We start from the raw sequence: 22,914 nt of genomic DNA, 5'->3' as shown, positions 1-22,914 counted from the left end.
GACGATAAGGAAAGGATGTGGCTAACCCAGGCAGCGAACTCCCCGAGCACAATGAAGAATCCAGCCTGAAAGAGAAAATCTTTCAGAGCGCTATCACGCTGTTTGCCGAATACGGGTTGAACGGTGCCCGCATGGAACAAATTGCGGAGAAAGCCGGCACCACCAAACGCATGGTTGTTTACCACTTCAAAAACAAAGAGAACCTGTATCTTCTCGTACTGGAGTATGTTTACACCCAGATCCGCGCCAGTGAACAGGCGCTCAGCCTGGCGGGAATGCCCCCTGTCGAAGCGCTGGTTCATCTGGTTGAAGCCACCTTTGACTACCATGCCGACCACCCGGATTACATCCGCATTATCTGCATGGAAAACATGCAGCGTGGCCGTTTTATGCAGCAGTCCAGCTACCTCCGCCAGGTCAACCGCAGCGCACTTGATCTGCTGGAAGCGATCCTCCGTCGCGGGAAAGAAAAGCAGTTGTTCAATCAGACGGTTGAAGCCCGCGATCTGCATCGTTTGATCAGCAGTTTCAGCTTCCACTACGTTGCCAACAGCTACACCTTCACCCTGCTGTTTGAAGAGGGTGCGGACGAACAGGCACAGCGCCAGCACTACCGTAAAATGGCCGTTCAAGTGGCGCTCCGTTATACCTGCCCATAAAATAGCTTGCAATTAAATCGTACACTATCTATATTCATCTCATGAACGCGAAAACGAACGACACGACCGCTGCGCTCCTGCTGGATAACCAGCTCTGCTTTGCTCTCTATTCAGCAAATCTGGCGCTGAACAAGCTGTACCGGCAACTGCTGGCACCGCTGAACCTGACTTACCCGCAATACCTGGTGATGCTGGTGCTGTGGGAGCAGGATGATATTACGGTGTCGGACATCGGTGAACGGTTGTTCCTTGACTCTGCCACGCTGACGCCGCTGTTGAAGCGTCTGGAAAGCGCGGGACTGATAAACCGCCACCGCTCACGTAAAGACGAGCGTCAGGTCGCCGTCACCCTGAGCGATGCGGGACGTCATCTCCAGCAGCAGGCTTCCGGGATCCCCCATGCAGTGGGATGCGCCGCCCAGTGTGATACTGAGACCATGCTGTCACTTAAGCAGCAGCTGGAACGTTTGCGACAACAGATCCAACGCGCGTAAGGCTATACTTTACGCGTATTTATTTACCCATATATATCGCACGCTATTTAATAGCGCACATTAATGTAAGATGAGGAATCTGCCATGTCTTTAGAAAAAGTTGTCTACACTGCCAAAGCAAAAGCAACCGGAGGCCGTGATGGCCGTGCGACCTCTTCCGACGGCGTACTGGACGTTAAACTCGGCGTGCCAAAAGAGATGGGCGGCATGGGCGGTGACGCCACCAACCCTGAACAGCTGTTTGCTGCCGGCTACTCTGCCTGCTTCCTGGGTGCCATGAAGTTTGTAGCCGCTCGCGACAAATTTACCCTGCCGAAAGAGGCCTTTATTGAAGGCGAAGTGGGGATTGGGCCGCTGCCAACCGGTTTTGGTATCGAAGCAAAACTGAACATCCACGTTGAAGGTATGGATCCTGCAGAAGCCAAAAAACTGGTCGATGCAGCACACATTGTGTGTCCGTACTCTAACGCGACCCGCGGTAACATCGACGTAACGCTGAACATTATCGCCTGATAACTGCCTGATAGCGTTACGCTTATCAGGCCAGCCGTTGTCGCCCCGGCAGGCATCGCGCCGCCGGGGAAAACCCCTCCTTCCCTTCCCGCTCTCTGTGCTACCATAAGCCCATATCACGCCCGTAGTTATCAGTAGAGTAAGCGTTATGTCCTCCAGAATTCTGACCACCAGCATTGCTGGTATTGATGCCTTTATGCGCGATCCCCACGGTGTGCTGACCCACGCCGAAGGCGGCACGGTTGCGGTATTTGCTGACAACGCTCCGGCGTTTTATGCCATCACACCGGAACGTCTGGCACAGCTTCTGGAGATTGAAGCGCAGTTGTCCCGCCCGGCAAGCGACGTAACCCTCGATAACCAGTTCTTTGACGAGCCGGTTAACGTCCCCATGGCCGTTCCCATGGGAAAATTTGCCCTGTATGCGGGCTGGCAACCTGATGCGGATTTTCAACGGCAGGCGGCATTGTGGGGCATAGCGTTAACGCAACCGGCTACCCCCGAAGAGCTGGCCGCGTTTACCGCCTGGTGGCAGGCGGAAGGCAAAGTATTCACCCATATTCAGTGGCAACAGAAGCTCGCGCGTCATCTGCAAATTAATCGCGCCAGCAATAACGGCCAGCCAAAACGTGATATCAACGCGTTTTCCGAACCGGATAAACAGATCCCTAATGGATTCCGAGGTGCGAAATGAAGAACGTCGGCGACCTGATGAAACGTCTGCAAAAGATGATGCCAGCCAACGTGAAGCCCGCCTTCACGACGGGTGAAGAACTCCTGGCGTGGCAAAAAGAACAGGGTAAGATCCGCGCCGCCGCGCTGGCCCGCGAAAACCGGGCGATGAAAATGCAGCGCACCTTTAACCGTTCCGGTATTCGCCCCCTGCACCAGAACTGCTCGTTTGATAACTATAAAATTGAGACCAACGGGCAGATGAATGCACTCGCTGCCGCGCGTCAGTACGTGGATGAATTCGACGGCAATATCGCCAGCTTCATCTTTAGCGGCAAGCCTGGCACGGGGAAAAACCACCTGGCGGCCGCTATCTGTAACGAGCTGCTGCTGCGCGGGAAATCGGTGCTGATCATCACCGTGGCCGATATCATGTCCGCCATGAAAGACACCTTCAGCAACCGCGAAACCAGCGAAGAGCAACTGCTTAACGACCTGAGTAATGTCGATTTACTGGTTATTGATGAGATTGGCGTCCAGACCGAATCCCGCTATGAAAAAGTGATCATTAACCAGATTGTCGATCGCCGCTCTTCCTCCAAACGCCCCACCGGCATGCTGACTAACCATAACATCGACGAAATGACCCGCTTGCTGGGCGAACGCGTCATGGATCGCATGAAGCTCGGGAACAGTCTGTATGTCATCTTCGACTGGGAAAGTTACCGCAGCCGTGTCACGGGTAAAGAGTATTAAGATATTTCCAGGAAAGACCGGTGGCCCGGAGGTATATACTGACTCCACTTTCGCCCCAAAACGGACCTTTTTTGAGTAAGCCATTATGAAAAAACAGTTTCTTTTCAGCACCGTATTAGGCGCCCTGCTGGTTACCGGCGCGGCACAGGCCGCATCCTGGCAGGATTCGCTGTCCAGCGCAGCGAGCGAACTGACCAAAGAGAGCAGCAGCACCCAGGGCGGACTGTCAGCCTCTTCCCTTACCGGCCTGCTGGGTAACAGCACCCAGAGCCTGAGCGCAGGCACAATGAACAACGCCGCGGGGATTCTGGAATATTGCGCGAAGCAAAAACTGGCCTCCGTGACCGACGCGCAAAACGTGAAAAATCAGGTGCTGGGCAAACTCGGTCTGGATACACAGGAGCAGAAACAGGACACCAACTATATGGATGGTATTCAGGGCCTGCTGAATGCGCAAAACGGTCAACAGCTCAACCTGAGCACCATCGGCAACTCCTCGCTGGCGAAACAGGTGAAAACCAAAGCCTGCGATCTGGTGCTGAAACAAGGCGTTAATTTCATCTCCTGATCCCCGCCTGTATTGCCATTACACGCCGCGTTTAAGACGTTACTCTTTTAACGCGGCGTTAAAGCCGTCTTTTTCCTGTCTGCCACCGTCTGAGCGTCCATATGTCAGGATGCGACCCCCTTCAAAAAAACGATTTTCTAAACCAAATCCTAACAACAGCACACTTTCGTGACACTAAAATTGCAGCTACACGACAACGCAATTACATTGTATAACCCAAAAAATAATCAGTTAGCCAGCTAAGCGCCTGGCGTCATGAGGATAGACTGTTGTCAGAGTTAATGTCCCTTGTCCTTTTTCTGGCCTCTGTCGGCGTTTACGCCTGCAAAGCGGGCCGTAACACCTGGTGGTTTATCGCCACGCTGGTGGTGCTCGGCATTTTTATTATTTTAAACATTACCTTATACGCCAGCGATTACTTTACCGGTGACGGCATTAACGATGCGGTGCTCTACACGCTGACGAATAGCCTGACGGGCGCGGGCGTGGGTAAATACATCCTTCCCGGGCTTGGGCTGATTGCGGCGCTGGTGATTATTTTTGGTGCCCTGGCCTGGGTGCTGCGCCGCCGTCGACATCTTCCGCATCATGGCGGCTACAGCCTGCTGGCACTCTGTCTGGCGCTGGCGTCCGTGGATGCCAGCCCGGCATTTCATCAGATAACCGAGCTGGTAAAGTCACAGTCGCGCGACGGCGACCCGGATTTCATGGCCTGGTATAAAGAGCCGTCCAAAAAAATAGCCAACCCGAAGCTTAACCTGGTATATATCTACGGCGAGAGTCTGGAACGCACCTGGTTTGATAACAATGCTTTCCCGAACCTGACGCCGGAGCTGGGCGCGGTGAAAAACGAAAGCCTTGATTTCAGCCATACCGCGCAGCTGCCCGGTACGGATTACACCATCGCCGGAATGGTTGCCTCGCAGTGCGGTATCCCGCTCTTCGCCCCCTTTGAGGGTAATGCCTCGGCCTCAATGTCGAGCTTCTTCCCGCAGAACGTTTGCCTCGGCGATATCCTGAAAAACTCCGGCTACGAAAACTACTTCGTGCAGGGGGCCAACCTGCGCTTTGCCGGAAAAGATGTGTTCCTGAAATCCCACGGTTTTGACCATCTGTATGGCTCAGAAGAGTTAAAAACGACCGTTGCCGACCCGCATTACCGCAACGACTGGGGCTTTTACGACGACACGGTACTGGACGAAACCTGGAAAAAGTTCGAGGAACTGTCCCGCGCCGGCAAGCGTTTCTCCCTCTTTGCCCTGACGGTAGATACCCACCATCCGGACGGGTTTGTCTCGCGCACCTGTAAGCGCAAACGCTATGAGATTGACGGCAAAAACAACACGTCGTTCAGCGCGGTAACCTGCAGTCAGGAGCATATCGCCGCCCTGGTCGAGAAAATCAAAGCCTCGCCGTATTTTAAAAACACGGTCATCGTCGTCTCATCTGACCATCTGGCGATGAAAAACAGCGCCTGGGATCAGCTCAGCAAACAGGATCGCAGCAATCTGTTCTTCATTCTGCGCGGCGACCAGCCGCAACAGGACGTGATCGCCACCAAACGCAACTCCATGGATAACGGCGCAACCGTGCTGGATATTCTGGGCGGGGATAACTTTATTGGCCTTGGCCGCAGTACGCTCTCGGGGCAGTCACTGTCGGAAGTGTTCCTCAACATGAAGGAGAAAATCCTCGCGTGGAAGCCGGACATCATCCGCCTGTGGAACTTCCCGAAAGAGATGAAAGACTTCACCATCGATCAGGATAAAAACACCATCGCCTTCTCCGGCAGCCATTTCCGTCTGCCGCTGCTGCTGCGCGTGTCGGATACGCGCGTAGAACCGCTGCCGGAAAGCGAATACTCTGCGCCGCTGCGTTTCCAGCTGGCCGACTTCGCCCCTCGCGATAATTTTGTCTGGGTCGACAGGTGCTACAAAATGGGCCAGCTCTGGTCCCAGCCACTGGCTCTCTCAACCGACTGGTGCGTTTCTCAGGGACAGCTTGGCGGGGAGCAAACCGTGCAGCATGTCGATAAAGCGCAGTGGAAAGGCAAAACCGCATTCAACGATACGGTCATCGATACCGCGCGCTATCAGCGAAATGTCGACATGCTGAAAATCGTGGATAACGATATTCGCTATAAAGCAGACAGCTTTATCTTCAACGTGGCCGGGGCACCGGAAGAGGTCAAACAGTTCAGCGGCATCTCGCGTCCGGAATCCTGGGGGCGCTGGTCTAATGCGCAGCTGGGCAGTGAAGTGAAGATTGAGTACGCACATCCTCTGCCGGAAAAATTCGACCTGGTGATCACCGCCCGGGCCTATGGTCCAAACGCGAACCGTCCCATCCCGGTTCGCGTGGGCGATAAAGAGCAAACGCTGACGCTGGGAAATGACGTCACCACCACCACGCTGCATTTTGATAATCCTTCCCGCAGCAATACGCTGGTGATTGTTCCGCCGGACCCGCAGCCGACGAATGAGGGAAATATTCTTGGCCATTCACCGCGCGAGCTCGGCATCGGGATGGTAGAGATTAAAATTGTCAGTAAAGAGAGCTGATCCCTTCTGCGCCCGGCGTTCTGCCGGGCGCTTTATGTAAATATATAATCCTATAAAACCATTAAAAATAAGACAGAGATACCATATATCTCTCATTTTTATTTATAAATTCACCAGAAAAGAAATCATATCCCAGAATGTGTAACTCCTTACACCCTGAGAGAGTTACCCACTTTTTATCATGCTAACCGGCCATACGTTCGAATCCACCCTGGCACAGCGCAGCGGAGTACGACCAGCGCTATCAGGGGAAAAAACCCTGATGCCGCAGACACTGAATGCCGACTATAAGGTCATCGTTTTAAGCGGCAATGCCTTCTTGTGGCTGGGCCTGAAGACGTTCATCTCGCAGAGTGTGGACCCCTGCCCTGAAATTTTCTGGATTAACGACGTGAGCCCTGAGGGGATCCTGCCCCTGCGGCAACTGATGTTGAATATCCGCGTCAAAAAAGGGTGGCTGGTATTCACCGATGCGTCCCGCGTCAACGATATTAAAATCATTCTGGGGGGTGAGCGTGTCCACGTGGTGGCGGGAAACCTGTCACTCGCGCAACTCAGCCGCTGTTTTCAGAACACGCCGTTCGCAAGCGTAAAAAACGCCACGCTCACCTGCCAGGAGCTTCGGGTTTGCATGCTGTTCCGCAACGGCTTCAGCCCGGTTCGCATCGCGCAGATCCTGAATAAATCCCCGAAAACGATCTACACCCACAAGCGTAACGCGATGAACAAATTTCACTGCCAGAACCTGGCGGAATTCCATCGCAAACTCTTCCTGCTCGACTACCCGGCATCGTGTTTGTCACTGCACGGCTAATCACGTCGGGAAATAAGATCATGCGGCGTCATCTTCCCTGTCTCATTCTCTGGCTGTTGATGCTGGCGCTGCTGTCTCGCTATGCCCTTCCCGCCACGTTGGGATGACGTGGTAATCCGACTGCACGAGTAAATTGCTTTAAATCTTGTCTGGATCAATGTTATCGGTAACAATGGCGTTAAAATAGCCAGCGTGTTATGTCCGACAAGGCACAGCCTTATCTTCTTTTTTGTTATTTTTTCTGTATTACAATAACTTATGAAATACCTGCTTGCTGACGCCATCGTCTATAACGACGAAGACGGTTCTGTTTCTCTTATCAATGCACCCGATCTGGACAGACAAATCCTCACCTGTACCGCCAACGCCATCATGAAGCTGCTGGTTCAGCATCACGGCAACGTCGTCGAACGTGACACCTTTCTGAGTGATGTCTGGGATCAACGTGGGCTCCAGGGGTCCAACAATTCGTTAAATCAATACATCAGTATTGTGCGCAAAATGCTGTCGAGCCTGCTGCCCGACACCCTGTTTATCGTCACCGTGCCGAAAACGGGCTTTATGCTCAGTGCTGATATCGCGGTAACGCCCCTGGAGGACGATTTTCCCGTCGTGGAGTCGGTCCCGGCCTCACGACGCATTCAGCCAGAATGGCTATTCTGCGGTGTACTCACGCTGATGGTCGTGGCGCTGTGCATCGGCGCCTGTTTGACGAAACAGGCGCACCAGTACAGTGACACTCATCTGCTCACCCACATTGGCACCTGTCCGGTCTACACCTTCGCCCCGCTGGCAGATGTGTTTCACACTAAGGCTATGGCGCTGGCGCAGACGCTTCAGCGCGAAGGTAATCTGCCCTGCCTGAAAAACTCTATTTTCTATATGCACATCCAGAGAACACTTTTCTATGGCCACGAAGGGCGGCTGGTCCTTTCCCAGTGTTCTCTCACGGACGGTAAAGCCAGCGCCTGCCGAACGCTTTACTTTTACGAGTGGTGATATGAAACAAAAAAAAGTGTGGCTTATTCTGGCGCTCAATCTGTTGCTGATTGGTGTGACGCTGGCGTGGTACGTCTACACGCCTCCGCTGTCCGGAACCTGTGCAGGAAACCTGACATTTTCAGCCCGACATGACGATCATGATTTCTCCTTTGAAGGGGAGGTTACGCTGCGCTTTCAGCCCGACAACACAGGGTACCTTACGCTTAACGGCGACGTGGTTAACGAGCCACATCACTGGGATGTTTCCCGCCAGGAGATGTTCACGTGGCGGCACGTTGAGGGTTCACTCTATGAAATATTCATACAAAGCGTGGCGCGCTTTAGCCATGACACCCTGCCACCGGGGGTCTTTGAAAAGTACGTCGCCGGCCTGACGCCGGGGAACAAAAGACTTCTGAAGATTGAACGCACGCCGGAAGACGCGCTGGTGATCAGCAATTTCTATGCGCCGGTCCTGATTTGTTCAGAATAGGCGCGGCTGGTCGGGGTATACTTTCCGCCATGAACATTCTCTTTCGACCGACGACGCCCAAAGATGTTGCTGCCCTGCCCGCCATCGAGCGCGCGGCAGGCGAGCATTTTCGGGACGTCCCCGAACTGGCCTGGCTTGCAGACGGCGACGTCATTTGCGCGGAACATCATCTTGATTACGCGAAACGCGGGTTAAGCTGGCTGGCGCTGGCAAACGACCTGCCCGTCGGGTTTATCCTTGCAGAAGCCCATCCGTCATCGCTGTTTATTGTCGAACTCTCGGTTCATCGGGAGTGGCAGGGAAGAGGAATAGGTCGGCGACTTATCGCCTGCGCCGCAGACCATGCCCGCACGCTGGGGCTGACATCGCTGACGCTGACCACCTTTTGCGAGGTGCCGTGGAATGCGCCGTTTTATGCGCGACTCGGGTTTGAAACGGTGACGATGCTAACGCCTGAACTGCGTCAGAAAAGAGAGGAAGAAGCGGCGCACGGTTTCGCGTATGACTCCCGCTGTGCCATGCGCCTGCCTCTGTGATATCGGCCTGCAAAACGCCCCATCACAGGCCGGGTCAGGCGTAGCCGCCCCCCGGCACTGTGGCAGGATTAAAACGTTTCCCAGTTTTCGCCCGCATCGGTGGTCGCGGCTTTACGCGCCATCACAGGGGCCGCAGCGGTTTTCGCTGAGGCCTGCTCGCGGGCTTTCATCTGCTCCTGCTGAATGCGGAACACGGCCACGGCCTGAGTCAGACGGCTCGCCTGCTCTTCCAGTGCCGCTGCCGCCGCGGCAGACTCTTCCACCAGCGAGGCGTTCTGCTGGGTCACGCGATCCATCTCAGCCACCGCCAGACCCACCTGATCGATACCGCGGCTCTGCTCATCAGACGCAGAGGCGATTTCACCCATGATGTCCGTCACGCGGGTTACCGCATTAACGATTTCACCCATGGTTTCGCCGGCGCTTTCTACCAGGGTAGACCCGACTTCCACGCGGCCAACAGAGTCTTCAATCAGGCTCTTGATCTCACGTGCTGCCTGGGCGCTGCGCTGTGCCAGGTTACGGACTTCACCCGCAACAACGGCAAATCCGCGGCCCTGCTCGCCCGCACGTGCCGCTTCTACCGCGGCGTTCAGTGCCAGGATGTTGGTCTGGAACGCGATGCCGTCGATCACGCTGATAATGTCGGCAATTTTCTGCGAACTGCCCGCGATGTCACGCATGGTTTGCACCACGTTATCCACCACTTTACCGCCCTTCTGCGCGGTTTCAGACGCGCTCAGCGCCAGGTTGCTCGCCTGACGGGCGTTCTCGGCGTTCTGCTTAACGGTCGCCGTCAGCTGCTCCATGCTGGCAGCGGTCTCTTCCAGGGATGCGGCCTGCTGTTCCGTACGGGAAGAGAGATCGTTGTTACCCATCGCGATTTCGCTCGCGCCGCTGTAGATGGCATTAGCACCGTTACGCACATCGCCAACGGTACGGACCAGCTCGCCCTGCATATGACGCAGCGAGTCGGCCAGTTCACCCATCTCGTTAGCGCCCTGCACCTCGATGCGCTTCACCAGATCGCCGCTGGCGATATGACGAATGTTGTCGATAAGACGGGTAAGTGGCGAAATCAGCGCCTGCTTGATACCCAGCCACACGGCCACGATCACCACCAGCACCGCAATCAGTACGCTAATCAGCACCCAGATTGCCTGGCTGTAGGAGCTATTGCTGTTTTCCACCGCCATCTGATACAGCTTGTCGTTCTGCTGCAGATAGTTCACGTACTGCTTCTCAAAACCATCCTGATAGCTCTGGGTAGGTTGATCGAAGAAGGCGTTGATTTTGCCCGCGCCCAGCAGCTGGATCAGCTCCGCCAGTGCACCGTGGTAGATATCGTAGTTACGTTTGATCTCCGTCGCGTCGGCGTCGTTTTGACGCGGATCGCGTGGCAGGGCTTCGTATTCAGCCCAGTTTTTTTCTGCCTGTTTCAGAGAAGCCGCCGCAATTTGCATCAGATCGTTCACGGTCGCGCCGCTGCCGATATTGCTCTGATCCATCATGTAGCGGATACCCGCACGGTTCAGGGTATTACGGGTTTGCAGCAGGGCAACCCAGCTGGCGTTCAGCGTGGACTGTTGCTGGCGAATGGTTTGCAGGACGGTGAAATTCTCTTTGTCATGCTTGAGGGCATTGAAGAAAAGACCACCGGATGTGAGTTGTAAAAGGCCAAATATCGCTAATACCAGCATTAAGCTGGTGACAATCTTGATACGGTTTAACATGTTTTCGCTTTCCATCAGACAGATAACAGGATTTTCGGCCTGGAAAGGGAAAACTTTACGAAAATCATCCTTAAATTTGTGGTTTTTACTCTTCTTCGCGCGCTGTGATATGCCGGTTCCCCAGTTCAATAAACTCTTCCAGCAGCGCTGTCAGCTGTTGCATCTTCGCCGGCGTATATTCGGCCTCGATTTGCTGATACGCCTCTTCCACCTGCGCCTGGGCACGCTCGTATAGCCTGTTCCCCTCTTTGGTCAGCGATACGTACAGCTTGCGCTGATCGTTTACGGGCTTAAGGCGCAGCACCAGACCGTCACGCTCCATGCGCGTCAGAATGCCCGTCAGGCTGGGACGCAAGATACAGGTGCGAAACGCCAGATCGTGAAAATCCATCGACGGATGTTCGGCCAGCACGCGCACGATGCGCCACTGCTGCTCGGTCAGGTTATGCCGTTTCACAATCGGGCGGAAGTAAGACATCGCCGCTTCCCGCGCCTGTAACAGGGCGATAGTTAATGAATCATGCATAGCCTCTCCCGGTAATCATTAACACATGAACAATTCAGTTCTGCTGGTTTTACACACAACGCGTTTTACGACAAAAAGTCTAACAGAAACAAGCCTGATTTATTAACACAATGATAAATATAGCCTTTAATCTCTTTATGTAAATTTATTGTTATTCATATCACAAATTATTCACTTCTGGTTGCGAAATAAACAGCAAAGGCATACAACCAGATCATTAACATATTAATGAAATCACAGACCGGACGTCCGGCCTGAGGAGTAAGTGAATGAAAGGTACTGTTTTTGCCGTAGCGCTGAACCACCAGAGCCAGCGCGATGCCTGGCGCGACGCGTTTGAAAAAGCCCCCTACAACACGCCGCCAAAAACCGCCGTGTGGTTTATCAAACCGCATAACACCGTGATCCGCACGGGCGACCCCATTCCCTTCCCGCCGGGAGAAACCGTGTTAAGCGGTGCCACGGTAGCACTGGTTGTGGGTAAAACGGCGCGTAACGTTCCCGTGGACGAGGCGGCGGACTACATCGCCGGTTACGCGCTTGCCAACGAGGTGAGCCTGCCGGAAGAGAGTTTTTATCGCCCGGCGATCAAGGCCAAATGCCGCGACGGCTTTTGTCCGCTGGGAGAGCTGGCCGCCGTCGACCACGTTGATAACCTGACCATCGTCACCGAAATTAACGGCCGGGAAGCGGATCACTGGAACACCGCTGACCTGCAGCGCAATGCCGCCGAACTGCTGAGCGCCCTGAGCGAATTCGCCACCCTCAGTCCGGGCGATGCCATTCTACTCGGCACCCCACACTCGCGCGTCCCGCTGCAGCCGGGCGATCGCGTACGCATTCTGGCGAAAGGCTTCCCGTCCCTGGAAAACCCGGTGGTTGATGAACGCGAGGTCGCCCATGCGCAAGGCCCACATCCGCACGCCACGCTGTTCGCGCTTGGTCTGAACTACGCCGATCACGCCAGCGAGCTGGCGTTTACGCCGCCAACGGAACCGCTGGTGTTTATCAAAGCCCCCAACACCGTGACCGGCGATAACCAGACCTCGGTCCGCCCGAACAACATTGAGTACATGCACTACGAGGCGGAGCTGGTGGTGGTCATCGGCAAAACGGCGCACAAGGTCAGTGAACGCGAGGCGATGGACTATGTCGCGGGCTATACCGTCTGCAACGATTACGCCATCCGTGACTACCTGGAAAACTACTACCGCCCGAACCTGCGGGTGAAAAGCCGCGACGGGTTGACCCCCCTCAGCCCGCATATCGTGCCGAAAGAGGCCATTCCCGACCCGCATAACTTAACCCTGCGCACCTTCGTGAACGGTGAATTGCGCCAGCAAGGGACCACTGCCGATCTGATCTTCAGCATCCCGTTCCTGATTGCCTATCTCAGCGAGTTTATGACCCTGCAGCCCGGCGACATGATTGCCACCGGCACGCCAAAGGGTCTGTCTGACGTACAGCCAGGCGACGAAGTGGTCGTGGAAGTGGAGGGCGTGGGCCGCCTGGTGAACCGCATTGTCAGTGAGGAGACTGCAAAATGAAAAAAATAAACCATTGGATTAACGGTAAAAACGTCGCAGGAAGTGATTACTTCCACACCACTAACCCGGCCACCGGAGAGGTGCTGGCGGAGGTCGCGTCCGGCGGTGAGGCTGAAATTCATCAGGCCGTGGCGGCGGCCAAAGAGGCATTCCCGACATGGGCTAACCTGCCGATGAAAGAGCGCGCACGCCTGATGCGTCGCCTCGGGGATCTTATCGATCAACACGTTCCGGAGATTGCGGCCCTCGAGACCGCCGACACCGGCCTGCCGATCCACCAGACCAAAAACGTGCTTATTCCACGCGCGTCGCACAACTTCGCGTTCTTCGCCGAAGTGTGCCAGCAGATGAACGGTAAAACCTACCCGGTCGACGACAAGATGCTCAACTACACCCTGGTGCAGCCGGTGGGGGTCTGCGCGCTGGTGTCGCCGTGGAACGTGCCGTTTATGACCGCCACCTGGAAGGTTGCGCCGTGCCTGGCGCTGGGCAACACCGCGGTGCTGAAGATGTCTGAACTCTCCCCGCTGACCGCCGACCGTCTGGGCGAGCTGGCGCTGGAGGCCGGTATTCCGGCGGGCGTGCTGAACGTGGTGCAGGGCTATGGCGCAACGGCGGGCGATGCGCTGGTACGTCATCACGACGTGCGCGCCGTCTCCTTTACCGGCGGCACCGCCACCGGGCGCAACATCATGAAAAACGCCGGACTGAAGAAATACTCCATGGAGCTGGGAGGGAAATCTCCGGTGCTGATTTTTGAAGATGCGGATATCGAACGTGCGCTGGACGCCGCCCTGTTCACCATCTTCTCCATCAACGGCGAGCGTTGCACTGCTGGCTCACGCATTTTCATTCAGCAGAGCATCTACCCGGAATTCGTCAGGCGCTTTGCCGAGCGCGCGAACCGTCTGCGCGTGGGTGACCCGACCGATCCGAACACTCAGGTTGGCGCGCTGATCAGCCAGCAGCACTGGGAAAAAGTCTCCGGCTATATCCGTCTTGGCATTGAAGAAGGCGCGACCCTGCTGGCGGGCGGCCCTGACAAACCCACCGATCTCCCTGCTCACCTGAAAAACGGCAACTTCCTGCGCCCGACCGTGCTGGCAGACGTCGACAACCGGATGCGCGTGGCTCAGGAAGAGATCTTCGGGCCGGTTGCCTGCCTGCTGCCGTTTAAGGACGAAGCCGAAGGGCTGCGTCTGGCTAACGACGTGGAGTACGGCCTGGCATCATACATCTGGACCCAGGACGTCAGCAAAGTGCTGCGCCTGGCGCGCAATATCGAAGCCGGAATGGTGTTTGTAAACACCCAGAACGTGCGCGACCTGCGTCAGCCGTTTGGCGGCGTGAAGGCTTCCGGTACCGGGCGCGAAGGGGGCGAATACAGCTTCGAGGTGTTCGCTGAAATGAAAAACGTCTGCATCTCCATGGGCGACCATCCGATTCCAAAATGGGGGATCTGAGTATGGGCAAGTTAGCGTTAGCGGCAAAAATTACCCACGTTCCGTCAATGTACCTCTCTGAACTGCCGGGAAAAAACCACGGCTGCCGCCAGTCCGCCATCGACGGACATAAAGAAATCAGCAAGCGTTGTCGGGAGCTGGGCGTCGATACCATTATTGTGTTCGATACCCACTGGCTGGTGAACAGCGCCTACCACATCAACTGTGCGGATCATTTCTCCGGCATCTACACCAGCAACGAGCTGCCGCATTTTATCCGCGACATGACCTACGACTACGACGGTAACCCGGCGCTCGGCCAGCTTATCGCCGACGAAGCGGTGAAACTCGGCGTACGTGCCAAAGCGCACAACATCCCGAGCCTCAAGCTGGAGTACGGCACGCTGGTACCGATGCGCTACATGAACAGCGATAAGCACTTCAAAGTGATCTCTATCGCCGCGTTCTGCACCGTCCATGACTTCGCCGACAGCCGCAGGCTGGGCGAGGCCATCGTCAGCGCGATTCAGAAATACGACGGCACCGTGGCGGTGCTCGCCAGCGGTTCGCTGTCGCACCGTTTTATCGACGACCAGCGCGCCGAAGAGGGAATGAACAGCTACACCCGCGAGTTCGACCGTCAGATGGACGAACGCGTGGTGAAGCTGTGGCGTGAAGGCAAGTTCAGGGAGTTCTGCAGCATGCTGCCGGAATATGCCCATTACTGCTACGGCGAGGGCAACATGCACGACACGGTGATGCTGCTGGGGATGCTCGGCTGGGACACATACGATGGCAAGGTGGAGTTCCTCACCGAGCTGTTCCCCAGCTCCGGCACCGGCCAGGTTAACGCCGTTTTCCCCCTGCCCGCGTCCGCGTAAGGAGCCACCATGCCGCACTTTATTGCTGAATGCACTGACAACATCCGCGAGCAGGCTGACCTGCCAGCACTGTTCGCCAAAGTGAACGACGCGCTTGCCGCCACGGGAATCTTCCCACTCGGCGGTATCCGTAGCCGTGCGCACTGGCTGGACACCTGGCAGATGGCCGACGGTAAGCACGACTACGCCTTTGTGCATATGACGCTGAAGATTGGCGCCGGGCGCAGTCTGGAGAGCCAGGAGGCAGTGGGAAAAGCACTGTTTGAGCTGATTAAAACCCACTTCGCCGACCTGATGGCATCGCGCTATCTGGCGCTCTCTTTTGAAATAGACGAGCTGCACCCGACGCTCAATTACAAACAAAACAACGTGCACGCTTTGTTTAAGTAGCGCCCTTACCGGGCCGACAACGGCTTTGAACGCAAGCCGGGTGAGCAGCACGCCACCCGGCAACAACAGGAAATCGCCATGCTCGATAAACACACCCATACCCTGATCGCCCATCGTCTGCATCAGGCGGAGCAGTCCCGGGAGCAGATCCGCCAGATCTCGCTCGACTACCCGACGATCACCCTTGACGACGCCTACGCCGTACAGCGCGAATGGGTGAGCCTGAAAATCGCCGAAGGTCGCGTGCTGAAAGGCCACAAGATTGGCCTCACCTCCAAAGCGATGCAGGCCAGCTCGCAGATTAGCGAGCCGGACTACGGTGCTCTGCTCGACGACATGTTCTTCCACGACGGCAGTGATATCCCTGCCGACCGCTTTATCGTCCCGCGCATCGAAGTGGAGCTGGCCTTCGTGCTGGCAAAACCCCTGCGCGGCCCAAACTGCACCCTGTTCGACGTCTACAACGCCACGGATTACGTCATCCCCGCGCTGGAGCTGATCGACGCCCGCTGCCACAACATCGATCCCGAGACCCAGCGTCCACGCAAGGTGTTCGACACCATCTCCGATAACGCCGCCAACGCAGGTGTGATCCTTGGCGGTCGCCCGATTAAGCCCGACGAGCTGGATCTGCGCTGGATCTCCGCCCTGCTCTACCGCAACGGCGTCATTGAAGAGACCGGGGTCGCCGCGGGCGTGCTCAACCACCCGGCCAACGGTGTGGCATGGCTTGCCAATAAACTCGCGCCGTACGACGTTCAGCTGGAGCCTGGCCAAATCATCCTCGGCGGTTCATTTACCCGCCCGGTGCCGGCCAGCAAGGGCGATACCTTCCACGTGGACTACGGCAAGATGGGCTCCATCAGCTGCCGTTTTGTTTAGGAGACCACCATGGAAAACAGATTCAAAGCGGCGCTCAGCGCCGGAAAACCGCAAATCGGCCTCTGGCTGGGGCTGACCAGCAGTTACAGCGCCGAGCTGCTGGCCGGTGCGGGTTTCGACTGGCTGCTGATCGACGCAGAGCACGCGCCCAATAACGTGCAAACCGTCCTGACCCAGCTGCAGGCGATCGCGCCTTACGCCAGCCAGCCGGTGGTACGCCCGTCGTGGAACGATCCGGTCCAGATCAAACAGCTGCTGGACATCGGGGCGCAAACCCTGCTGGTGCCGATGGTACAAAACGCCGATGAAGCCCGGCTGGCGGTGCGCGCCACGCGTTATCCACCGGCGGGGATCCGCGGCGTGGGCAGCGCGCTGGCTCGCGCCTCGCGCTGGAACCGCACGCCTGATTACCTGCAGCGCGCTAACGATGCCATGTGCGTGCTGGTGCAGATTGAAACGCGCGAGGCGCTGAAAAATCTGCCGCACATCCTCGACGTGGAAGGCGTGGACGGGGTGTTTATTGGCCCGGCGGATCTGAGCGCCGACATGGGCTTTGCCGGAAATCCGCAACACCCGGAAGTCCAGGCCGCCATCGAGAAGGCCATTGCGCAGATCCGTGCGGCAGGCAAAGCGCCCGGCATCCTGATGGCTAACGAGCCGCTGGCAAAACGCTACCTCGAGCTTGGCGCGCTGTTTGTCGCCGTCGGGGTCGACACCACCCTGCTTGCACGCAGCGCCGAGGCGCTGGCGGCACGTTTTATCGATATCCCGGTTACGTCAGTAAATAACAATAAATCCGTCTACTAAACGTACGATGTGGAGCGCAACATGACGACCTCTACCCTGCAAACCCATGATAATAAAGCTGTAGAACACCGCGTTATTCAGAAGCTGTTTCGTCGTTTGATCGTGTTTCTCTTTATCCTGTTTGTCTTCTCGTTTCTTGACCGCATTAACATCGGCTTTGCCGGGCTGACGATGGGCAAAGATCTGGGCCTCACCTCGACCATGTTTGGCCTGGCCGCCACCCTGTTTTACGTTACCTACGTGATATGTGGGATCCCCAGCAACATCATGCTGGCGAAGGTCGGCGCCCGGCGCTGGATCGCCGGGATCATGGTGGTGTGGGGCATCGCTTCCACCTGCACCATGTTCGCCACCAGCCCGCACACGCTCTATGTGCTGCGCATGCTGGTGGGCATTGCCGAGGCCGGATTCCTGCCGGGGATCCTCGTCTATCTCACCTGGTGGTTCCCTGCCTACCACCGCGCCCGCGCCAATGCGTTGTTTATGATCGCCATGCCGGTGACCATGATGCTCGGCTCGATCCTCTCCGGTTATATCCTGGCCATGGACGGGCTGTGGAACCTGAAAGGCTGGCAGTGGCTGTTCCTGCTGGAGGGGCTACCGTCCGTGGTGCTCGGCGTAGTGACGTGGTTCTACCTGAACGACACGCCGGATCAGGCCAGCTGGCTGGATGACGACGAAAAGCAGGCGCTTAAAACAATGATCGCCCGCGAGCAGGAGTCTGCCATCGCCCGCCCCGTCACACCGCGTTCGACGTTGCGCGAAGTGTTTACCCCGGCCGTGCTGCTCTATACCCTGGCCTATTTCTGCCTCACGAACACCCTGAGCGCGATAAATATCTGGACGCCGCAGATCCTGCAGAGCTTCAACACCGGCAGCAGCAACATTGTGATTGGCCTGCTGGCGGCGATCCCGCAGTTTTGCACCATCCTCGGGATGATCTGGTGGAGCCGCCGCTCCGACAGGCTGAAAGAGCGAAAAAAGCACACCATTCTGCCGTACCTCTTTGCGGCGGCAGGATGGTTACTGGCCTCAGCGACTCACCACAGCCTGATCCAGCTGCTTGGCATCATCATGGCCTCAACCGGATCGTTTACCGCCATGGCGATCTTCTGGACCACGCCGGATCGGGTTATTAGCCTGCAGTCGCGGGCGGTCGCACTGGCGGTGATCAATGCCATCGGTAACGTCGGATCCGCCGTCAGCCCGCTGTTGATCGGCATTCTGCGTGACAGCACCGGCAGCTTCAGCTCCGGGTTGTGGTTTGTTGCCGGCTTGCTGGTGGTCGGCGCGCTGGTGCTGACACGTATCCCGATGACGCAGCGGGAGAGCCTTGAGCACGAGCCGGGTATGGCGGCGCAGAAAATCCCGTAAGGAGCGGCTATGTGCCAGAACCCGATCGCGAATATCGACATCAGCAAAGAGTACGACGAAAGTCTGGGAACGGATGATGTTCACTATCAGTCGTTCGCCCGCATGGCGGCCTTTTTTGGCCGCGACATGCAGGCTCACCGTCACGACCAGTATTTTCAGATGCACTTTCTGGATACCGGACAGATCGAACTGCAGCTCGACGATCACCGCTACTCGGTGCAGGCTCCGCTGTTTGTGCTGACCCCCCCGTCGGTGCCGCACGCGTTTATTACCGAATCCGACAGCGACGGGCACGTTCTGACGGTGCGCGAGGATCTGATCTGGCCGCTGCTGGAAGTGCTCTACCCCGGCACGCGGGAAGCCTTTGGCCTGCCGGGGATCTGCCTCTCGCTGGCCGATAAGCCGGACGAACTGGCGGCACTGAAGCACTACTGGCCGCTGATTGCCCGGGAATCTACGGAACAACTGCCCGGGCGCGAACACACGCTGGTTCTGTTAGCCCAGGCGGTGTTCACCCTGCTGCTGCGCAACGCGAAGCTCGACGATCACGCCGCCAGCGGCATGCGCGGCGAGCTGAAACTGTTCCAGCGCTTTACCCAGTTGATTGACGTCCATTTTCATGAGCACTGGACGGTGCCGGAATATGCCAGCGAACTGCACCTGACCGAATCGCGTCTGACCGATATCTGCCGGCGCTTCGCCAACCGCCCGCCGAAGCGGCTGATTTTTGACCGTCAGCTGCGTGAAGCGAGGCGGATGCTGCTCTTCTCCGACAGCGCGGTCAGCGAAATCGCCTGGCAGCTGGGGTTTAAAGACCCGGCCTATTTTGCCCGGTTTTTTAATCGGTTAGTGGGGTGTTCGCCGAGCGCGTATCGGGCACAAAAAGTACCGGTGTCGTCTGTCACCCCACCCCAGCCCTGACCCTCCCCCGGGTTCAGGGTGAGGGAAATCACACTCTGCGATCATATGCGAAAAGTACCAGCCGTTGTCCCAATCGTCCCTTCACGTTCACCCCCGCTCAGGCTTCAATTAAACAACAAAAACAAAACATAAATTTAACATCACTGTTCCGATACGAGGTCCCTATGAAGCCTGAAGATTTCCGCGCTGATGCCAAACGTCCGTTAACCGGTGAAGAGTATTTAAAAAGCCTGCAGGATGGCCGTGAGATTTATATCTACGGCGAGCGCGTCAAAGACGTGACCACTCATCCGGCGTTTCGGAATGCGGCAGCCTCCATCGCGCAGATGTACGATGCGCTGCACAAGCCTGACATGCAGGACACGCTGTGCTGGGGCACCGATACCGGCAGCGGCGGCTACACCCATAAGTTTTTCCGCGTGGCGAAAAGCGCCGACGACCTGCGTCAGCAGCGTGACGCCATCGCCGAGTGGTCGCGCCTGAGCTACGGCTGGATGGGCCGCACCCCGGACTACAAGGCGGCGTTTGGCTGCGCGCTCGGTGCCAATCCGGCGTTCTACGGCCAGTTCGAACAGAACGCCCGCAACTGGTACACCCGTATTCAGGAAACCGGGCTTTACTTCAACCACGCCATCGTTAATCCCCCCATCGACCGTCACAAACCGGCGGACGAAGTAAAAGACGTCTACATCAAGCTGGAAAAAGAGACCGACGCCGGGATCATCGTTAGCGGCGCAAAAGTGGTGGCAACCAACTCGGCGCTGACTCACTACAACATGATCGGTTTTGGCTCCGCGCAGGTGATGGGCGAAAACCCGGACTTCGCGCTGATGTTCGTTGCGCCAATGGACGCCGAAGGCGTGAAGCTGATCTCTCGCGCCTCTTACGAAATGGTGGCAGGTGCGACCGGCTCTCCATACGACTACCCGCTCTCCAGCCGTTTTGACGAAAACGACGCGATCCTGGTGATGGATCATGTGTTGATCCCCTGGGAAAACGTGCTGATCTACCGCGATTTCGATCGCTGCCGTCGCTGGACCATGGAAGGCGGTTTTGCCCGTATGTACCCGCTGCAGGCCTGCGTACGTCTGGCGGTGAAGCTCGATTTCATTACCGCGCTGCTGAAGAAATCGCTGGAGTGTACCGGCACCCTGGAGTTCCGCGGCGTGCAGGCGGATCTCGGGGAAGTGGTGGCCTGGCGCAACATGTTCTGGGCGCTGAGCGACTCCATGTGTTCTGAAGCCACGCCGTGGGTGAATGGCGCGTACCTGCCGGATCACGCGGCGCTGCAGACCTACCGCGTCATGGCCCCGATGGCCTATGCGAAGATCAAGAACATCATCGAGCGTAACGTCACCAGCGGCCTGATCTATCTGCCGTCCAGCGCGCGAGACCTGAACAATCCGCAGATCGACCAGTATCTGGCGAAATACGTGCGCGGCTCCAACGGCATGGATCACGTGGAACGCATTAAGATTTTGAAACTGATGTGGGATGCCATCGGCAGCGAGTTTGGTGGTCGTCACGAGCTGTATGAGATCAACTACTCCGGCAGCCAGGACGAAATCCGTCTGCAGTGTCTGCGTCAGGCACAGAGCTCTGGCAACATGGACAAAATGATGGCAATGGTCGACCGCTGCATGTCCGAGTACGACCAGCATGGCTGGACGGTGCCGCACCTGCACAATAATTCCGATATCAACATGCTGGATAAGCTGCTGAAATAACGCAGCGGGAGGTTTCAATGCATACAGAACAACGCCTGCGTTTTCGCGATGCGATGGCCAGCCTGTCGGCGGCGGTTAACGTTGTCACCACCGAGGGCGATGCAGGACGCTGCGGTATCACCGCCACCGCCGTCTGTTCGGTCACGGATACCCCGCCATCGCTGATGGTCTGCATCAATGCCAACAGCGCCATGAACCCGGTTTTCCAGGGTAACGGTAAGCTGTGCGTCAACGTGCTGAACCATGAGCAGGAGATCATGGCCCGCCACTTCGCCGGGATGACCGGCATGGCAATGGACGATCGCTTTGCCCTCTCCTGCTGGCAGAAAGGTCCGCAGGGGCAACCGGTGCTGAAGGGCGCGCTGGCAAGCCTTGAAGGCGAGATTAGCCAGGTGCAAACCATCGGCACCCATCTGGTTTATCTCGTTGAAATTAAAAACATCATTCTGAGCGAAGCGGGACACGGCCTGATCTATTTTAAACGCCGTTTCCACCCCGTCATGATGGAGACTGAAGCCGCAGTATGACCCCCTCCTGCGCTGGCCGTTTCCCGGCCAGCGCCAATTTCCACAAAAATTCCTAAGGTTTCCGCTTAATCACGCCGTTATATAGCCATAAGAGAAATTTTCTGTGTCTGAATACTGACAATACATGTCAGTGCTACCCGCATCATTCAGCGCATACCCTAATATACAGGAAGACCTTATGGCTAAATCGACGCGGAGCCGCTCGGCTGAACGTCTGGTCGATATTCTGGTTGAGTTACATTTAAATGGTGTGGTAAACCGCAGTGCGCTCATGGAAAAATTTAAAATTACCGAGCGCACTGTCTACCGGGATTTAAATGCGCTTTCACCTATTGTGGAACATACCGGTAACGGACTGTATCGTCTGATCCACTCCGCACAATCTCCCGGTGGACAAGGATTACATCACACGATTGCTAACTTCCTGAATGCCGATAGCTTTTTCCCGGAAAGAAATACGGAATTCTGGCAGAAACTTGAAACACGCGTTGACGAAAATCATATTCTTATTCTTGGCAACGAAGCAGAGCACACGGTAGAACGTGATATTCGTCGCTATTTATCGAAAATCGAGAAATCGATTAAGAATCGTAATGTATGCCAGATCGTTTATAAGGGTAAAACCCGCCTGATTAATCCCTATAAACTCATTAACAATAAAAATATATGGTATTTACAAGCCACCGAGAATAGCCGGCTAAAATCCTTCTCGTTGAGTCAGATTAGCTGGTTTGATATTCAACAAAAAACCTTCACGCCGGAAGAAAATGCGCTCGGGCTGCTGGAAAAAAGCCTTGATCCGTGGGTGTCGGAAGACACTTTCGAAGTGAAAATATTCATTAAAGATACTATTTCACATTACTTTATGCGCCGCGACCTGCTGCCGGAACAAGAGCTTGTCGGTGAGCAGCACAACGGCGTCACGCTGCGCTGTCAGGCGGCACACGAGAACCAGATCCTGCCGCTGCTGTTCTACTGGCTGCCGAACATTCAAATCCTGGAGCCCAACTGGCTAAAAGAGAAGCTGCTTAAAACGCTGGAAAATTATCTGGCGGTAGAGCGCACAGCAGATAACCACGTGATCTCAATCACATAATTTCTCCCGGCGGC

The 22,914-nt window shown here is 56.2% G+C and carries 24 protein-coding genes; 22 read left to right on the top strand and 2 right to left on the bottom strand.

Annotation, left to right across the window (positions count from 1 at the left end; translation table 11 throughout):
* Positions 1 to 17: 17 nt before the first annotated feature.
* The 11 genes from L462_RS01435 (at position 18) to L462_RS01485 (ending at position 9,047) form a co-directional block, all read left to right on the top strand.
* On the top strand, positions 18 to 659 hold the full coding sequence (locus L462_RS01435) for a TetR/AcrR family transcriptional regulator (RefSeq protein WP_020885296.1): 642 nt from the start codon (positions 18 to 20) through the stop codon (positions 657 to 659).
* A gap of 41 nt (positions 660 to 700) precedes the next feature.
* Positions 701 to 1,153, top strand: coding sequence for a MarR family winged helix-turn-helix transcriptional regulator (locus tag L462_RS01440; RefSeq protein WP_014168505.1), 453 nt, complete (start codon positions 701 to 703; stop codon positions 1,151 to 1,153).
* Between the two features lie 84 nt (positions 1,154 to 1,237).
* Positions 1,238 to 1,666 carry an organic hydroperoxide resistance protein gene (locus L462_RS01445; protein ID WP_032679577.1) on the top strand — a complete coding sequence of 143 codons (429 nt, stop codon included), beginning with the start codon at positions 1,238 to 1,240 and terminating at the stop codon, positions 1,664 to 1,666.
* Positions 1,667 to 1,814: 148 nt separating this feature from the next.
* Positions 1,815 to 2,360, top strand: coding sequence for a primosomal protein DnaT (gene dnaT, locus L462_RS01450; RefSeq protein WP_032679576.1), 546 nt, complete (start codon positions 1,815 to 1,817; stop codon positions 2,358 to 2,360).
* Complete coding sequence (gene dnaC, locus L462_RS01455; protein ID WP_014168503.1) at positions 2,357 to 3,094, top strand: DNA replication protein DnaC; 738 nt, start codon at positions 2,357 to 2,359, stop codon at positions 3,092 to 3,094. The genes dnaT and dnaC overlap by 4 nt, the downstream gene beginning before the upstream one ends.
* An 85-nt stretch (positions 3,095 to 3,179) precedes the next feature.
* Entirely contained in the window at positions 3,180 to 3,662 is a 483-nt protein-coding gene (locus tag L462_RS01460) for a YjjA family protein (protein WP_020885299.1), read from the top strand.
* Between the two features lie 269 nt (positions 3,663 to 3,931).
* Positions 3,932 to 6,223 carry a phosphatidylglycerol--membrane-oligosaccharide glycerophosphotransferase gene (gene opgB, locus L462_RS01465; protein ID WP_032679575.1) on the top strand — a complete coding sequence of 764 codons (2,292 nt, stop codon included), beginning with the start codon at positions 3,932 to 3,934 and terminating at the stop codon, positions 6,221 to 6,223.
* A 262-nt stretch (positions 6,224 to 6,485) separates the two neighbouring features.
* Entirely contained in the window at positions 6,486 to 7,037 is a 552-nt protein-coding gene (locus L462_RS01470; protein ID WP_025205614.1) for a helix-turn-helix transcriptional regulator, read from the top strand.
* 258 nt (positions 7,038 to 7,295) lie between these two features.
* Positions 7,296 to 8,036 carry a winged helix-turn-helix domain-containing protein gene (locus tag L462_RS01475; protein WP_032679574.1) on the top strand — a complete coding sequence of 247 codons (741 nt, stop codon included), beginning with the start codon at positions 7,296 to 7,298 and terminating at the stop codon, positions 8,034 to 8,036.
* A gap of 1 nt (position 8,037) precedes the next feature.
* Positions 8,038 to 8,511 carry a hypothetical protein gene (locus tag L462_RS01480; protein WP_020885303.1) on the top strand — a complete coding sequence of 158 codons (474 nt, stop codon included), beginning with the start codon at positions 8,038 to 8,040 and terminating at the stop codon, positions 8,509 to 8,511.
* Positions 8,512 to 8,540: 29 nt separating this feature from the next.
* Positions 8,541 to 9,047, top strand: a complete 507-nt coding sequence (locus L462_RS01485; RefSeq protein WP_032679573.1) for a GNAT family N-acetyltransferase — start codon at positions 8,541 to 8,543, stop codon at positions 9,045 to 9,047.
* Between the two features lie 68 nt (positions 9,048 to 9,115).
* Here the strand turns inward: L462_RS01485 and tsr are convergent, their stop codons facing one another.
* Both tsr and hpaR read right to left on the bottom strand, forming a co-directional pair.
* Positions 9,116 to 10,780, bottom strand: coding sequence for a methyl-accepting chemotaxis protein (gene tsr, locus L462_RS01490; protein WP_025205618.1), 1,665 nt, complete (start codon positions 10,778 to 10,780; stop codon positions 9,116 to 9,118).
* An 85-nt stretch (positions 10,781 to 10,865) separates the two neighbouring features.
* A complete protein-coding gene (gene hpaR, locus L462_RS01495) occupies positions 10,866 to 11,306 on the bottom strand; it encodes a homoprotocatechuate degradation operon regulator HpaR (protein ID WP_014168494.1) in 441 nt (146 codons plus the stop codon).
* A gap of 269 nt (positions 11,307 to 11,575) precedes the next feature.
* Here hpaR and hpaG point away from each other — a divergent pair, with 269 nt between their 5' ends.
* From hpaG to L462_RS01550, 11 genes are all read left to right on the top strand, one after another.
* Complete coding sequence (gene hpaG / locus L462_RS01500; protein WP_032679572.1) at positions 11,576 to 12,853, top strand: 4-hydroxyphenylacetate degradation bifunctional isomerase/decarboxylase; 1,278 nt, start codon at positions 11,576 to 11,578, stop codon at positions 12,851 to 12,853.
* On the top strand, positions 12,850 to 14,316 hold the full coding sequence (gene hpaE / locus L462_RS01505) for a 5-carboxymethyl-2-hydroxymuconate semialdehyde dehydrogenase (protein WP_014168491.1): 1,467 nt from the start codon (positions 12,850 to 12,852) through the stop codon (positions 14,314 to 14,316). The genes hpaG and hpaE overlap by 4 nt, the downstream gene beginning before the upstream one ends.
* Positions 14,317 to 14,318: 2 nt before the next feature.
* A complete protein-coding gene (hpaD, locus tag L462_RS01510) occupies positions 14,319 to 15,176 on the top strand; it encodes a 3,4-dihydroxyphenylacetate 2,3-dioxygenase (protein WP_020885307.1) in 858 nt (285 codons plus the stop codon).
* Between the two features lie 9 nt (positions 15,177 to 15,185).
* Positions 15,186 to 15,566: a 5-carboxymethyl-2-hydroxymuconate Delta-isomerase gene (locus L462_RS01515; protein WP_032679571.1), complete on the top strand. Its 381-nt coding sequence runs from the start codon at positions 15,186 to 15,188 to the stop codon at positions 15,564 to 15,566.
* A 78-nt stretch (positions 15,567 to 15,644) separates the two neighbouring features.
* Positions 15,645 to 16,448, top strand: coding sequence for a 2-oxo-hept-4-ene-1,7-dioate hydratase (gene hpaH, locus L462_RS01520; protein WP_014168488.1), 804 nt, complete (start codon positions 15,645 to 15,647; stop codon positions 16,446 to 16,448).
* Positions 16,449 to 16,457: 9 nt separating this feature from the next.
* Positions 16,458 to 17,255 carry a 4-hydroxy-2-oxoheptanedioate aldolase gene (gene hpaI / locus L462_RS01525; protein ID WP_014168487.1) on the top strand — a complete coding sequence of 266 codons (798 nt, stop codon included), beginning with the start codon at positions 16,458 to 16,460 and terminating at the stop codon, positions 17,253 to 17,255.
* A 21-nt stretch (positions 17,256 to 17,276) separates the two neighbouring features.
* Positions 17,277 to 18,629, top strand: coding sequence for a 4-hydroxyphenylacetate permease (hpaX, locus tag L462_RS01530; RefSeq protein ID WP_020885310.1), 1,353 nt, complete (start codon positions 17,277 to 17,279; stop codon positions 18,627 to 18,629).
* 9 nt (positions 18,630 to 18,638) lie between these two features.
* Positions 18,639 to 19,550: a 4-hydroxyphenylacetate catabolism regulatory protein HpaA gene (gene hpaA / locus L462_RS01535; protein WP_014168485.1), complete on the top strand. Its 912-nt coding sequence runs from the start codon at positions 18,639 to 18,641 to the stop codon at positions 19,548 to 19,550.
* A 164-nt stretch (positions 19,551 to 19,714) separates the two neighbouring features.
* Positions 19,715 to 21,277, top strand: coding sequence for a 4-hydroxyphenylacetate 3-monooxygenase, oxygenase component (hpaB, locus tag L462_RS01540; RefSeq protein ID WP_014168483.1), 1,563 nt, complete (start codon positions 19,715 to 19,717; stop codon positions 21,275 to 21,277).
* Positions 21,278 to 21,294: 17 nt separating this feature from the next.
* Positions 21,295 to 21,804, top strand: coding sequence for a 4-hydroxyphenylacetate 3-monooxygenase reductase subunit (locus L462_RS01545; protein ID WP_014168481.1), 510 nt, complete (start codon positions 21,295 to 21,297; stop codon positions 21,802 to 21,804).
* Between the two features lie 178 nt (positions 21,805 to 21,982).
* Entirely contained in the window at positions 21,983 to 22,900 is a 918-nt protein-coding gene (locus L462_RS01550) for a helix-turn-helix transcriptional regulator (protein ID WP_020885313.1), read from the top strand.
* Positions 22,901 to 22,914 lie beyond the last annotated feature (14 nt).

It is taken from the genome of Enterobacter sp. BIDMC 26 (genome assembly GCF_000534435.1).
GTDB classification, from domain to species: Bacteria; Pseudomonadota; Gammaproteobacteria; order Enterobacterales; family Enterobacteriaceae; genus Enterobacter; species Enterobacter ludwigii.
The sequence above is the reverse complement of the archived record's forward strand: the minus strand, read 5'-3'. Positions and strand labels throughout refer to the sequence as shown.

Excerpts from the sequence above, each read along its gene's own strand:
- L462_RS01440 (WP_014168505.1), top strand. The coding sequence starts at position 701 with ATGAACGCGAAAACGAACGACACGACCGCTGCGCTCCTGCTGGATAAC.
- L462_RS01445 (WP_032679577.1), top strand. The coding sequence starts at position 1,238 with ATGTCTTTAGAAAAAGTTGTCTACACTGCCAAAGCAAAAGCAACCGGA.
- dnaT (WP_032679576.1), top strand. The coding sequence starts at position 1,815 with ATGTCCTCCAGAATTCTGACCACCAGCATTGCTGGTATTGATGCCTTT.
- dnaC (WP_014168503.1), top strand. The coding sequence starts at position 2,357 with ATGAAGAACGTCGGCGACCTGATGAAACGTCTGCAAAAGATGATGCCA.
- L462_RS01460 (WP_020885299.1), top strand. The coding sequence starts at position 3,180 with ATGAAAAAACAGTTTCTTTTCAGCACCGTATTAGGCGCCCTGCTGGTT.
- L462_RS01470 (WP_025205614.1), top strand. The coding sequence starts at position 6,486 with ATGCCGCAGACACTGAATGCCGACTATAAGGTCATCGTTTTAAGCGGC.
- L462_RS01475 (WP_032679574.1), top strand. The coding sequence starts at position 7,296 with ATGAAATACCTGCTTGCTGACGCCATCGTCTATAACGACGAAGACGGT.
- L462_RS01480 (WP_020885303.1), top strand. The coding sequence starts at position 8,038 with ATGAAACAAAAAAAAGTGTGGCTTATTCTGGCGCTCAATCTGTTGCTG.
- L462_RS01485 (WP_032679573.1), top strand. The coding sequence starts at position 8,541 with ATGAACATTCTCTTTCGACCGACGACGCCCAAAGATGTTGCTGCCCTG.
- tsr (WP_025205618.1), bottom strand. The coding sequence starts at position 10,780 with ATGTTAAACCGTATCAAGATTGTCACCAGCTTAATGCTGGTATTAGCG.
- hpaR (WP_014168494.1), bottom strand. The coding sequence starts at position 11,306 with ATGCATGATTCATTAACTATCGCCCTGTTACAGGCGCGGGAAGCGGCG.
- hpaG (WP_032679572.1), top strand. The coding sequence starts at position 11,576 with ATGAAAGGTACTGTTTTTGCCGTAGCGCTGAACCACCAGAGCCAGCGC.
- hpaE (WP_014168491.1), top strand. The coding sequence starts at position 12,850 with ATGAAAAAAATAAACCATTGGATTAACGGTAAAAACGTCGCAGGAAGT.
- hpaD (WP_020885307.1), top strand. The coding sequence starts at position 14,319 with ATGGGCAAGTTAGCGTTAGCGGCAAAAATTACCCACGTTCCGTCAATG.
- L462_RS01515 (WP_032679571.1), top strand. The coding sequence starts at position 15,186 with ATGCCGCACTTTATTGCTGAATGCACTGACAACATCCGCGAGCAGGCT.
- hpaH (WP_014168488.1), top strand. The coding sequence starts at position 15,645 with ATGCTCGATAAACACACCCATACCCTGATCGCCCATCGTCTGCATCAG.
- hpaI (WP_014168487.1), top strand. The coding sequence starts at position 16,458 with ATGGAAAACAGATTCAAAGCGGCGCTCAGCGCCGGAAAACCGCAAATC.
- hpaX (WP_020885310.1), top strand. The coding sequence starts at position 17,277 with ATGACGACCTCTACCCTGCAAACCCATGATAATAAAGCTGTAGAACAC.
- hpaA (WP_014168485.1), top strand. The coding sequence starts at position 18,639 with ATGTGCCAGAACCCGATCGCGAATATCGACATCAGCAAAGAGTACGAC.
- hpaB (WP_014168483.1), top strand. The coding sequence starts at position 19,715 with ATGAAGCCTGAAGATTTCCGCGCTGATGCCAAACGTCCGTTAACCGGT.
- L462_RS01545 (WP_014168481.1), top strand. The coding sequence starts at position 21,295 with ATGCATACAGAACAACGCCTGCGTTTTCGCGATGCGATGGCCAGCCTG.
- L462_RS01550 (WP_020885313.1), top strand. The coding sequence starts at position 21,983 with ATGGCTAAATCGACGCGGAGCCGCTCGGCTGAACGTCTGGTCGATATT.